The 12763-nt window shown below is 69.6% G+C and carries 12 protein-coding genes; 11 read left to right on the top strand and 1 reads right to left on the bottom strand.

Features of this window, described 5'->3' with window-relative positions; translation table 11 throughout:
- Positions 1–4 precede the first annotated feature (4 nt).
- The 5 genes from ACFSJG_RS21775 (at position 5) to ACFSJG_RS21755 (ending at position 4071) form a co-directional block, all read left to right on the top strand.
- Complete coding sequence (locus ACFSJG_RS21775; RefSeq protein WP_378487324.1) at positions 5–898, top strand: TauD/TfdA dioxygenase family protein; 894 nt, start codon at positions 5–7, stop codon at positions 896–898.
- Positions 899–940: 42 nt separating this feature from the next.
- On the top strand, positions 941–1969 hold the full coding sequence (locus ACFSJG_RS21770; protein WP_378487323.1) for a beta-keto acid cleavage family enzyme: 1029 nt from the start codon (positions 941–943) through the stop codon (positions 1967–1969).
- An 82-nt stretch (positions 1970–2051) separates the two neighbouring features.
- Positions 2052–2636 carry an RBBP9/YdeN family alpha/beta hydrolase gene (locus ACFSJG_RS21765; RefSeq protein WP_378487322.1) on the top strand — a complete coding sequence of 195 codons (585 nt, stop codon included), beginning with the start codon at positions 2052–2054 and terminating at the stop codon, positions 2634–2636.
- Positions 2633–3424, top strand: a complete 792-nt coding sequence (locus ACFSJG_RS21760) for a CoA transferase subunit A (protein ID WP_378487321.1) — start codon at positions 2633–2635, stop codon at positions 3422–3424. Before ACFSJG_RS21765 ends, ACFSJG_RS21760 begins: the two co-directional genes overlap by 4 nt.
- Positions 3421–4071 (top strand): 3-oxoacid CoA-transferase subunit B, encoded by a 651-nt coding sequence (locus ACFSJG_RS21755; RefSeq protein ID WP_378487320.1) that lies wholly within the window; start codon positions 3421–3423, stop codon positions 4069–4071. The genes ACFSJG_RS21760 and ACFSJG_RS21755 overlap by 4 nt, the downstream gene beginning before the upstream one ends.
- Positions 4072–4108: 37 nt before the next feature.
- Here ACFSJG_RS21755 and ACFSJG_RS21750 read toward each other — a convergent pair whose 3' ends face one another.
- On the bottom strand, positions 4109–5008 hold the full coding sequence (locus ACFSJG_RS21750) for a LysR family transcriptional regulator (protein ID WP_378487319.1): 900 nt from the start codon (positions 5006–5008) through the stop codon (positions 4109–4111).
- A 102-nt stretch (positions 5009–5110) separates the two neighbouring features.
- Here ACFSJG_RS21750 and ACFSJG_RS21745 point away from each other — a divergent pair, with 102 nt between their 5' ends.
- From ACFSJG_RS21745 to ACFSJG_RS21720, 6 genes are all read left to right on the top strand, one after another.
- The gene (locus tag ACFSJG_RS21745; RefSeq protein WP_378487318.1) at positions 5111–6178 is read left to right on the top strand and encodes a YeiH family protein; all 1068 of its coding nucleotides are present in this window, start codon (positions 5111–5113) and stop codon (positions 6176–6178) included.
- 41 nt (positions 6179–6219) lie between these two features.
- Positions 6220–7098, top strand: coding sequence for an alpha/beta fold hydrolase (locus ACFSJG_RS21740; protein ID WP_378487317.1), 879 nt, complete (start codon positions 6220–6222; stop codon positions 7096–7098).
- Positions 7099–7196: 98 nt separating this feature from the next.
- Positions 7197–7688 (top strand): hypothetical protein, encoded by a 492-nt coding sequence (locus ACFSJG_RS21735; protein ID WP_378487316.1) that lies wholly within the window; start codon positions 7197–7199, stop codon positions 7686–7688.
- A gap of 128 nt (positions 7689–7816) precedes the next feature.
- Entirely contained in the window at positions 7817–9175 is a 1359-nt protein-coding gene (locus tag ACFSJG_RS21730) for an MFS transporter (RefSeq protein ID WP_378487315.1), read from the top strand.
- 149 nt (positions 9176–9324) lie between these two features.
- Positions 9325–11010 carry an AMP-binding protein gene (locus ACFSJG_RS21725; RefSeq protein ID WP_378487314.1) on the top strand — a complete coding sequence of 562 codons (1686 nt, stop codon included), beginning with the start codon at positions 9325–9327 and terminating at the stop codon, positions 11008–11010.
- Between the two features lie 10 nt (positions 11011–11020).
- Positions 11021–12724, top strand: coding sequence for a sigma-54-dependent Fis family transcriptional regulator (locus ACFSJG_RS21720; protein ID WP_378487313.1), 1704 nt, complete (start codon positions 11021–11023; stop codon positions 12722–12724).
- Positions 12725–12763 lie beyond the last annotated feature (39 nt).

The raw sequence follows: 12763 nt of genomic DNA, 5'->3' as shown, positions 1-12763 counted from the left end.
GATCATGACCGCAACCGTCGACGTCCGATCGGCCCCGGCCCGGACCGCACTGGACGCACGCCCCCTCACCTGCAGCATCGGCGCCGAGGTGCACGGAGTCGACCTCGCCGAGGTCGCGCGTGACGACAGCCGCTTCGCCGAGCTGCGGGCGCTGCTGCTCGAGCACAAGGTCCTGTTCTTCCGTGAGCAGGACATGACGCGAGGCGAGCACGTCGCGCTCGCGGAGCGTTTCGGGTCGCTGGAGGACCATCCCGTCGTCGGCAGCGACCCGGATCACCCCGGGCTCGTCCGCATCTACAAGGACCTGGACAGCCCGCCCGAGCGGTTCGAGAACGCGTACCACTGCGACGCGACGTGGCGCGAGAACCCGCCGATGGGCGCCGTCCTCCGCTGCATCGAGGGACCGGCCGTCGGTGGCGACACCATGTGGGTGAACATGGCGCTCGCATACGAGCGCCTACCGGAGCACGTCAAGGAACGGATCGCCGGCCTGCGGGCACGGCACAGCATCGAGTCGACGTTCGGAGCCCGCATGCCGATCGAGGAGCGCCTCGCACTCAAGGAGCGGTTCCCGGACGCCGAACACCCGGTGGTGCGCACCCACCCGGAGACGGGCGAGAAGATCCTGTTCGTCAACTCCTTCACCACCCACATCACGAACTTCCACACCGCGGAGAACGTCCGCTGCGGCATCGACTACGCGCCCGGCGCAGGCGAGTTGCTGCGCTACCTGCAGAGCCAGGCCACCATTCCCGAGTACCAGGTCCGCTGGCGCTGGACCCCGAACAGCGTCGCCATCTGGGACAACCGGTCCACCCAGCACTACGCCGTCCAGGACTACTGGCCCGCCGTCCGCAAGATGGAGCGCGCCGGGATCGTGGGCGACCGTCCCTTCTGATCCGCCCCACTTCTCACCCTCATCCAGAAACGGAGTCACACAATGTATTTCGCCGACGACGCGTTCTTCCCCGAGAACCAGGAGAAGCTGGTCATCACCGTCGCCCCGTACGGCCCGGAATGGGCGGTGGAGGACTTCCCCGAGGACCTTCCCCTGACGATGGACGAGCACGTCCAGAAGGCCGTCGACTGCTACGAGGCGGGCGCGACCGTGCTCCACATCCACGTTCGCGAGGAGGACGGCAAGGGCTCCAAGCGGCTGTCGAAGTTCAACGAGCTCCTCGGCCGCCTCCGGGAGGCGGTGCCGGACATGATCCTGCAGGTCGGTGGTTCGATCTCCTTCGCCCCGGAGGGTGACGGCGCCGACGCGAAGTGGCTGCCCGACAACGTCCGTCACATGCTGGCCGAACTGGACCCGAAGCCGGACCAGGTCACGATCGCGATCAACACCAGCCAGATGAACATCATGGAGCTGATGACGTCGGACGACATCCGGGGCACCTCCCTGGAGAACGCCGAGCTCGCCGACACCTACCGGGAGATGACCGTCCCCGCCGGACCCGAGTGGGTCGAGGAGCACCTGCGCCGTCTCCAGGCCGCAGGCATCCAGCCTCACTTCCAGCTGTCGTCGATCCCGCAGTTGGAGACGGTGGAGCGGCTGATCCGTCGCGGCGTCTACACCGGACCGCTGAACCTCACCTGGGTCGGCATCGGCGGCGGATTCGACGGCCCGAACCCGTACAACATCATGAACTTCGTCCAGCGCGTCCCGGACGGCGCCTGCCTGACCCTCGAAACCCTCATGCGCAGTGTGCTTCCCGTCAACACGATGGCGATCGCGATGGGCCTGCACACCCGCTGTGGCAACGAGGACAACCTGTGGGCCCCGAGTGGCGAGGAGAAGATCACCTCCGCCGAGCAGGTCCGCCAGTTGGTCCGCGTCGCCAAGGAACTCGGCCGCGAGGTGGCCACCGGCAAGGAGGCCCGCGACATCTACAAGATCGGCACCACCTACGCGAACGCCGACGAGACCCTCGCCCAGCTCGGCTACGCCCCGAACCGCCACCCCTGAGCGCTCCGCGCCCGTGCGTGATCTTCACCCCGACCTGGGTGCGAATCGCGCACGGGCGGCGCAGCCGCACCGAGGAGAACCCATGAACAGCACCACCGACCCGACCGTGGTGATCGTGCCCGGCCTGCGCGACCACGTCGCCGAGCACTGGCAGACGCTGCTCGCCGAGAAGCTCGACCGAGTCCGCACCGTGCCGCCGCTCGAACAGGACAAGCTGAGTCGGAAGGCGCGGGTCGAGGCGCTCGACGTCGTGCTCTCCGGCATCGACGGCCCCGTGGTCCTCGTGGCGCACAGCGCGGGTGTGATGATCACGGCACACTGGGCGCAGCAGGCGACCCGCCCGATCCAGGGTGCACTGCTCGCCACCCCGGCCGATCTGGAACACCCGCTGCCCGACGGGTACCCGACGACGAAGCAGCTCGACCGCGGCGGCTGGCTTCCCGTGCCCCGACGGCGGCTGCCGTTTCCGAGCATCGTCGCGGCGAGTACCAACGACCCGCTCGCGCGACACCGGCGGGTTGCCGGGATGGCCGAGGTGTGGGGAAGCCGTCTGGTGGACCTGGGCGCGGTCGGCCACCTCAATCCCGCGGCCGGATACGGACACTGGCCGCGCGCCGAGGAGTTCGTCCGCGAACTGTCCGGGACCGCGGCGCGGGTGTCGTCGTGACGCGGGTGTACGTGTCGGCGGCCGACGCGGTGGCGGATATTCCCGACCGTGCGTCCCTGGCGGTCGGCGGCTTCGGGCTGTGCGGCATTCCCGACGCGCTGATAGCCGCCCTCGCGGACGGTGACGCCACCGGACTCGACGTGGTGTCCAACAACTGCGGCACCGACGGGCACGGCCTCGGGCTCCTGCTGGAGAAGCGCCGGATTCGTCGCGTGACCGCGTCGTACGTCGGCGAGAACCGCGAGTTCGCACGTCAGTACCTGGACGGTGAGCTGGAGGTGGAGTTGACGCCGCAGGGCACCCTTGCCGAGCGACTGCGCGCGGGCGGGGCGGGCATTCCCGCGTTCTTCACCCCGGCCGGAGTCGGAACCCCGGTCGCCGAGGGCGGTCTGCCGTGGCGGTACGGGTCCGACGGCTCGGTCGCGGTGGCGTCGCCGGCGAAGGAGACCCGTGACTATGCGGGCAGGCGATACCTGCTGGAGGAGTCGATCACCACCGACTACGCCCTGGTGCACGCCGCCGTCGGGGACACGGCGGGAAACCTGGTCTTCAATCTCGCGGCACGCAACTTCAACCCCCTCGCCGCGATGGCGGGGCGGGTGTGCATCGCCCAGGTCGAGACGCTCGTCGAACCCGGCGTCCTCGATCCCGCGATGGTCCACCTTCCCGGCATCTTCGTCGACCGCGTGGTCTGTACGGGACGGCAGGACAAGAAGATCGAGAAGCGGACGGTGGCGTCGCGCCGCAACCACAGTGGCCGCCGCGCGACGAACGGGGTTCACGCATGACCGGCACACTCACCGCGGTCACAGGCTGGACCCGCGACCAGATGGCGGCGCGGGCCGCCGCCGAACTCACCGACGGCGACTACGTCAACCTCGGAATCGGTCTCCCCACACTGATTCCGGGCCACCTCCCGCCCGGGCTCGACGTGACACTGCACAGCGAGAACGGCATCCTCGGGACCGGTTCCTACCCCGACGACGACGCCGTGGACGCGGACCTGATCAACGCGGGCAAGGAAACCGTCACGGTGAACGCCGGCGCCGCCTTCTTCGACTCCGCACTGTCGTTCGGGATGATCCGCGGCGGTCACATCGACGTCGCGGTGCTCGGCGGCATGCAGGTGTCCGAATCGGGCGACCTCGCCAACTGGATGGTTCCCGGCAAGATGGTCAAGGGCATGGGCGGCGCGATGGACCTGGTGCACGGCGCCGGGAAGATCATCGTGCTGATGGACCACACGGACAAGTCGGGGGAGCCGAAGATCGTGCGCGCCTGCACCCTTCCCCTGACCGGGCAGTGTGTGGTGCACCGGATCGTCACCAACCTCGCCGTCATCGACGTCACGGAGTCGGGACTGGTGTTGTGCGAGTGCGCACCCGGGGTCTCCGCGGACGACGTGCGCGCCGCGACGGACGCGCCCCTTCACTGAAGCCGGACGCACCTCACAGCAGCGTTCCGGGTCCCTCTCAGGTGCGGTTGCGCCGCACGAGCCTGACCAGGTCGCCGCCCGGGCCTTCGAGCTGTCGGGGCGGGCGCCACACGGCCCGCAGGGTGCGGTCGAGGTGGAGTCCGTCCACCTCGACCACCCGCAGCTCGCCGGAGTCCACCTGCGCCGACACCGCGAGCGTGCTCAGCACGGCCGGACCCACCCCACTCAGAACGCTCGTCCGCACGGCGGCACCGCTTCCCAGTTCGAGAAGCGGTGCCGCCCTGTCGTATTCATGGAGAGCGACGTCGAGTGTCGTCCGGGTTCCGGAACCCGGTTCGCGGACGACGAGGGGGGTGGCCGCCAGTTCGGCGATCGACAGCGGGCGGCGCCGGCGGGCCCATGGATGGCCGGGATCGACCACCACGACCAGGCGGTCGTGGGCGACGGCCACGCTGTGCAGCCCGCGGGGGACCGTGGGCGACTCGACGAACCCGACGTCGCACGCGCCCGCCGTGACGTCCTCGCACACCTGCATCGAGTTGCGTACCTGCAGGTGGATCGTCACGGCGGGGACCGTTCGGCGGAACCGGCCCAGCCAGGCGGGCATGAGATGCTCGGCAACGGTCATGCTGGCGCCGACGGTGAGTTCGGCGGCCCGCTTCTCGCGCATGCCCGCCGCCACGTCGAGCAGCTGCCCGGCCTCGCCCAGCACCCGGCGTGACCAGTGAGCGAGCACCGTCCCCTCGGGTGTCAACGTCGAACCAGTCGGTTTGCGCTGAAGCAGCGGTGTGCCTACCTGCGCCTCCAGTCGCTTGATCGCGCGGCTCGCGTTCGGTTGCGCCATTCCGGCGATCCGGGCTGCGGCACTGAGACTTCCGTGATCGTCGACGCCGACGAGGAGTTCCAGGACGTCGAGATCGGGCCACGTGCGATGCATTCTCGAATCATATGTCAGTGCGACAATGCATATCTGATCGATATGGGGCAATGGCGAGATGACGGCTACCGAGCCGGCGCTGTGTGGACCACTGTGAACGGTATGTCCAGTGAAGTGCGAAACCTCCCGGAGCCGACAGCCGACCGCCTGCCAGCGACGACGGCCGCTGCGTCCGCGGGCGCGGCCCGCGCGAGGTGGACGGGTGTCACGGCCGGTGCGGCCCTGTGCGTCGTCGGTGCGGCGATCGCGATGGGGATCGGCCGACTGGTGCCGGCGGTCAACCCGATGCTGATCGCGATCGTCGCGGGCGCCCTGGTGTCGAACCTGGTCACGGTGCCCGCCTGGATCAAGCCCGGACTCGACTTCTCCGCCAAGCGGCTCCTCCGTGTCGGTGTCGCGCTGCTCGGACTGCAGCTGATGTTCAGCGACATCGTCGGGCTCGGGTGGGGTGTGATCGCCGTCGTCGTCGCGATCGTCGCTCTCGGGATCGCAGGCACCCTGTACCTGGGCAAACTGCTGGGCCTGTCCTGGACCCAGCGCATCCTCATCGCATGTGGCTTCTCGATCTGCGGCGCTGCCGCCGTCGCGGCCACCGACGGTGTGGTGGGTGCGAAGGAAGAGGAGATGCTCACCGCCGTTGCCCTGGTGGTCGTCTTCGGCACGCTGATGATCCCGGCGATCCCGCTGCTGTCCGGCGCGCTCGGGCTGACCGACACCCAGGCAGGAATGTGGGCCGGCGGCTCGATTCACGAGGTCGCGCAGGTCGTCGCTGCGGGCGGCATGATCGGCGGCGGCGCGCTCGCCGTCGCAACGGTCGTCAAGCTCGCCCGCGTACTGATGCTCGCCCCCGTCATGGCCTACCTCGGTGCCCGGCAGCGTCGAGCCGCCCAGTGCGCCGCCGAGGGAACCCAGCCGCCGCTGATTCCTGTGTTCGTCATCGGATTCCTCGGGTGCGTGGCGCTGCGCTCGTCCGGGCTGCTGCCGCAGGGAGCGCTCGACCTGGCCCGGCTCGCGCAGACCGCGCTCCTCACCACGGCGATGTTCGCGCTCGGTCTCGGCGTGCGCGTCGGCCTGCTGCGCTCGGTCGGACCGCGGCCCTTCGTGCTGGCCGCGGCGTCCACCGTGTGGGTGGCCGGCATCGCGCTCGCCGGCACGCTGCTGGTGGCGTGAAGTCCGTCCGGCGCCGCAGCCCTCGCGCCTATGGTGTCGACGTGAACGCACACCGTGACACCGTCGAACTGCGAGGCGCCGCAGGAGTCATCGCCGCCGACCGCTGGACCTCCGCCGACACGTCCCGGGACCGGGGCCCGGTGCTCATGCTGCACGGCGGTGGCCAGACCCGGCACTCGTGGAACCGGGCGGCGGCCGGGATAGCCGCAGACGGCTGGACGGTCCACACTCTCGACGCCCGCGGTCACGGCGACAGCGACTGGGCGCCGGACGGCGACTACCGAATCGATCGACTGGTCGAGGACCTGCTCACGGTCGTCGATCAGCTGGGTGAGCGACCGGTCCTGTTCGGTGCGTCGCTCGGCGGGATGACCGGACTGATCACCGAGGGAGAGCATCGGGGAAGCGTGCAGGCGCTCGTCCTGGTCGACATCACGCCGAAGGTCGAACCGGAAGGCGTCGCGCGGATCACCGAGTTCATGACGGGCCGGCCGGACGGATTCGCGAACCTCGACGAGGTCGCGGACGCGGTCGCCGCCTACCAGCCGCACCGTACTCGACCGTCGAATGTGGACGGGCTGCGCCGGAACCTGCGCGAACGCGAGAACGGTCGCCTGTACTGGCACTGGGATCCGGCGTTCACCCGCCCGCGCCCCGACGGCGAGACGCCGGTCGCGGCGCACGAGCGGATGGTCGCGGCGGCGCGGCGGATCGAGGTCCCGACCCTGCTGGTCCGCGGCGCGCGATCCGACATCGTCAGCGACGACGGAGTCTCCGAACTGCTCGACCTGATCCCGCACGCGTCCGCCGTCGACGTCGCCGACGCCGGACACATGGTGGCCGGCGACGACAACGCGGTGTTCGTCGCGGCCGCGGCGGGTTTCCTCGACTCACTCGGCGTCGGCGGAAGCAGAGGGTAGGTGCACTGCGTGCCACCCGCTCACGCCATGATGATGCGCAGGACGACGCGGACGCACTCGCGCCGACCGCGCCGCGAACACGAACAGGAGAAACACACATGGCCTTCGCAGGCAACGTGGACGAGCTGGCACTACTCCAGACCGTTCGGCTCAAGGAATCGGTGACGGCCCCGGCACTCGCAGCCCAGCTGGGGGTCTCCGAGTCCTCCGCGCAGGCCGCGCTGACCGCCCTCGTCGAGATGGGTCGCGCCACCGAGAACGCCGGCGCCGTCGCGCTGAACGATGCGGGTCTCTCGGAGCTGGAGAACCAGCTCGACGCCGAGCGGGTCTCCATCGACGAGTTCCTCTTCGCCGAGGTCGTCGAGCGGTTCGAGCCCCTCGACGCCGAGTTCCCCGAGGCAGAGGGCGACGCGGAGAAGCTGGCCGATCTCGACCGCCGCGCCGCCGACGTCTTCGACGACGTCTCCGCGTACGTGCCGCGTCTGGCCCGCTACCAGGAACTGCTCGCCGGCTCCGTCGACGATCCGGACGCCTACGCCGTGGTGTGGTCCGAGCTCCGTCAGGAGATCCTCAGCGCCGCCGCGAACTGAGGTGGCCATGTGACGTGGTTCACCCCCACCCCCTTTCGGGGGTATTGATGGGGTGAGCCGCATCACTACCTTCTCTCGCAACCCCGGTGATCACACCGGGATCCCCACACCCTGCGAGAGAGGGACCCATGACCACAGTGTCATCGGAATCGGTGTCGCCGAAGTCCGCGCCCCGGTCAGGGGCCGAGGCCCCCGCCCAATCGGGCACGAGCGTGCGCCGCGTTGCCGTCGCGAGCTGCATCGGCACCACCATCGAGTTCTACGACTTCTTCATCTACGGGACGGCCGCGGCGCTGGTCTTCCCGACCGTGTTCTTCCCCGCCCTCGGGTCCACCGCGGGCACCGTCGCGTCGTTCGCGACGTTCGCCGTCGCGTTCTTCGCGCGACCGGTCGGAGCGATGCTGTTCGGCCACTACGGCGACAGGATCGGGCGGAAGAAGACGCTCGTCTCCACCCTGCTGCTGATGGGCATCTCGACGCTGCTGATCGGTCTGCTCCCCGGTGCCGACACCATCGGTGTCGCGGCGCCGCTCATCCTGGTGCTGCTGAGGTTCGCGCAGGGCTTCGCGGTCGGCGGCGAATGGGCAGGCGCCACACTGCTCACGGCGGAGTACGCCCCACCGGGCAAACGCGGCCTCTACGCGATGTTCCCGCAGCTCGGCCCGGCCCTCGCGTTCATCCTGTCGTCCGGCACCTTCCTGGTGACCGGCATCTTCCTCGGCGACACCAACGAGGCCTTCCTCTCGTGGGGCTGGCGGATTCCGTTCCTGTTCTCCATCGTGCTCGTCGCCATCGGCCTCTACATGCGGCTGGCGATCGAGGAGACGCCCGTCTTCAGGGCGAACCAGGCCGCCGACCGTGCGCAGGACCAGGACGAGCCGCGTCGGCTCCCGTTCGCTGACGCCTGGCGCTACCAGAGCAAGGAGATCCTGCTCTCCGCAGGTGCGCTCGCAACGCTGTTCGCGTTCTTCTACCTGGGCACCGCGTTCCTCACCAGCTACGGCACCAAGAACCTCGGCTTCTCGCGGCCCTTCGTGCTGTCGGTGGGCATCGCCTCCGCCTTCGTCTTCGGTGCGGCGATCATCGTGTCCGCGCTGTACTCCGATCGCATCGGCCGCCGGAAGGTGATCATGGCGTCCTGCGTGGCCGCGTTCGGCTGGGCGCTGGTGCTGTTCCCGCTGCTCGACACCGGTTCCCCGGTCGCGTTCGCGATCGGCATGTTCGGCACCCTCGCGATCTTCGGCGTCGCCTACGGGCCGTGCGGTGCGCTGCTCCCCGAGATGTTCGCCACCCGCTACCGCTACACCGGTGCGGGCCTGGGCTACAACCTCGCAGGCGTCCTGGGTGGAGCGATCCCGCCGCTCGTCGCGGCACCGCTCGCGGCCTCCTTCGGTGGCATCGCGATCGGCGTGATGCTCGCGGCGCTCGCGGTCCTGAGCTTCTTCTGCACCCGCGCCCTGGTCGAGACCAAGGACCTCGCGCTCTAGATATGTCTCAGCCCTCCGCCCGTGGGGTGTCCGGTTCCCGCACAGTTGCCGGCACCCCATTGGGCGGAGTATGTCGTGGATCACATCGCTGCGAGTACGTTCGAGATACACAGCCCGTCGCCGGCCGGCCGGGCTCGAGGAGGACTGACATGACCCGGACCCCGTCCGCTGCTGCGAATGACCGGACTCCGTCCGCAGAGCCGATCGCCCTGCCCAGCTACGCCTCGGGCCCGTGGGACGCCCCGATGCTGGGGGACACGATCGGCGACAACTTCGACCGGACCGTCGCCGCCCACGGCGACCGCGACGCGCTGGTCGAGTACGCCACCGGTCGGCGGTGGACCTACGCCGAACTGGCCGTCGAGGTCGACGGGCTCGCCGCGGCACTCCTCGCGCGTGGACTCGGCAAGGGTGACCGGGTGGGGATCTGGGCGCCGAACTGCGCCGAATGGACCATGGTGCAGTACGCGACGGCGAAGGTCGGCGCCATCCTGGTCAACATCAATCCCGCCTACCGCTCGCACGAACTGCAGTACGTGCTCGAGCAGGCAGGCATCCGAACGCTGGTCTCCGCGGCCGCCTTCAAGACCTCCGACTACGCCGCGATGATCGAGGAGGTCCGGCCGAACTGTCCCGCACTCGAGTCCGTCATCCTGCTCGGCAGCGACGACTGGCAGGCGCTGCTCACCGAAGGCGCCGACGCCCTCGCCGCCGATCGCGGTGCCCTGGCCGCCGCGCAGGCGTCGCTGTCCGCGGACGATCCGATCAACATCCAGTACACCTCGGGGACAACGGGATTCCCGAAGGGCGCTACGCTCAGTCACCACAACATCCTCAACAACGGGTACTTCGTCGGGGAGTTGTGCCACTACACCGAGGCCGACCGGGTCTGCATTCCGGTGCCGTTCTACCACTGCTTCGGCATGGTCATGGGCAACCTCGCGTGCACCAGTCACGGTGCGGCGATGGTGATTCCGGCACCCGCCTTCGACCCGAAGGCCACCCTGGAGGCGGTGCAGGCCGAGCGGTGCACCTCCCTGTACGGCGTCCCGACGATGTTCATCGCCGAACTCGCCGAACCCGGCTTCGAGTCCTACGACCTGTCGAGTCTGCGCACCGGCATCATGGCGGGCTCGCCCTGCCCCGTCGAGGTGATGAAGCAGGTCATCGAACGGATGGGCATGAGCGAGGTCTCCATCTGCTACGGCATGACCGAGACGTCACCGGTGTCCCTGCAGACCCGGTCCGACGACACCATCGACCAGCGGGTGTCCACGGTCGGCCGTGTCGGCCCGCATCTCGAGGTCAAGATCGTCGATCCCGCCACCGGTCTCACCGTGCCCCGTGGCGTGGCAGGCGAGCTGTGCACCCGCGGCTACTCGGTGATGCTGGGGTACTGGAACAACCCGGAGAAGACCGCCGAAGCGATCGACGCGGCGCGGTGGATGCACACCGGGGACATCGGCGTCATGGACCAGGGCGGGTACGTCGCGATCACCGGTCGTATCAAGGACATGGTCATCCGCGGCGGCGAGAACATCTACCCCCGGGAGATCGAGGAGTTCCTCTACACACACCCCGACGTCCTCGACGCGCAGGTCATCGGGGTGCCCGACGAGAAGTACGGCGAGGAACTGATGGCCTGGGTGCGGATGCGGGAGGGTGCCACCCCGTTGGACGCCGCCGCGGTCCGCGAGTTCTGCACGGGAAAGCTCGCCCACTACAAGATTCCCCGCTACGTCCACGTCGTCGACGAGTTCCCGATGACGGTCACCGGCAAGGTTCGCAAGGTCGAGATGCGGGAACTGGCGGTCGAACTGATCGGGAGCAACTGAGGTAGCCGACATGCGGGAACCGACGCGGGGGGACGGCCGGATCGAGGTCCGTCCGGAGATCGAACTGTCGTGGAAGCGGTCCGCCCTGTGCGGGGTGGACCCCGGTGGCGCGTTCGACGCCGAGCCGGCCGCGGACCTCGACCTCTCGTCCCGACTGTTGCGGGCCGCCCGCCCGGTACTCGACGAGATCGGCGTGCAGATCGAGGGAACCGAACTCTGCGTCCTGCTCGCCGACCCCGACTGCCGGATCGTCGCCCGCGTCTTCGACACCCCTGCCGTCGAGCGCCGGATGGAACGGCTCGGTGCGATCATCGGATCGAGGTTCGGGGAGGACCGTGCCGGGACCAACGCACTCGGCACGCCACTGGAACTGCGCCGGGGGATCATCGTCAACGGTGACGAGCACTACCTCGAACAGTTCCGCGAGCTGAGTTGCTACGGGCACCCGATCATCCACCCCGTCACCCGCCGCGTGGAGGGCATTCTCGACATGACCTGCATTGCCCCGCAGGTCAACTCGCTGTTCGCGCCGTTCCTGCAGCGGGCCGCCGCCGACATCCAGAAGCGGCTGCTCGACGGGTCCCGGGCGTCCGAGCAGCGCCTCGTCGACGCGTTCCACCGGGTGTCGCCGCAGGGACGGTTGGCGGTCGCCGCGATCGGTGAGGACGTCCTGCTCGCCAATCGCGCGGCGCAGGAGATGCTCGACGTCGCCGACCACGCCGTCCTGCGCGGACTCGTCGGTGACCTGCGCCCCGACCAGTCCCGGGTCGTCGACCTCGAACTCGCCTCGGGCGAACCGGTGACCGTGCACGTCGATCGCATCGCAGGCGCGGACGGTGGCGCACTGTTCCGGGTGAGCCCGGCCGAGCGGCGGTCCACGCCGATTCCCCGCGGCTCGAGCCGGATCGAGCCCGGCGCGCGTGTCCGCGCCGAAGTGCGGCGACTGCGGGACACCCGTGAATCCGTGGCGATTCTGGGCGAACCGGGAACGGGCCGCACCAGCGCCGCCAGGGACGTCGCCGGCGACACCGGAACCCGGTGGCTCGACGCGACGCAGGTCGTGGTCCAGGGCGTCGGCAGCTGGGTGACGGAACTCGGCGCCCACCTTCGCGACGGTGCCGTCGTCGTGGTGGAACAGGTGCACCTGCTACCGGAATCGGTGCTGTCGCTGTTGGCGTCCGCGCTCACCGGCGACGGCCCCCGCGTCGTGCTCACCGCCGCGCCCGGGCCGGACCTGCCGGGCCCGGTGGCGTCGCTGGTGGCACGTTGCCCCGGCCAGGTGAGCCTGCCTCCTCTGCGGCAGCGGCTGACCGAACTCCCAGACCTCGCGCAGGGCGTACTCGACGAGATCGCACCCGGAACCCGTTTGACGGCACCGGCACTCGCGGCCCTGGCCGCAGCCCCATGGCCGGGAAACCTTGCGGAGCTGCGCGTCGTCCTCGGCGACGCTGCGCGTCGCGTCGCCCCAGGCGACGGTGGCCGCTCCGCGTCCCGGATAGCCGTGAGCGATCTGCCCGAGCACTACCGCACCTCCGAACGCCTCGCGCGGCTCGGTGGCCGGGAACGCGCCGAGCGGCAGGCGATCGTGGAGGCTCTCGATGCGTGCGGCGGGAACAAGGTTCACGCCGCGGCACAGTTGGGGATCAGTCGCAGCACCCTGTACGCGCGGATGCGCGCACTGGACATCACCGTGGAGTCCGCGAACCGGGCATAGTCCACGACGAGCGCTGTGCCGCAACGGTACCGGAGCGCA

Source organism: Rhodococcus gannanensis, from assembly GCF_042681175.1.
GTDB lineage: Bacteria > Actinomycetota > Actinomycetes > Mycobacteriales > Mycobacteriaceae > Rhodococcus_G > Rhodococcus_G gannanensis.
The sequence above is the reverse complement of the archived record's forward strand: the minus strand, read 5'-3'. Positions and strand labels throughout refer to the sequence as shown.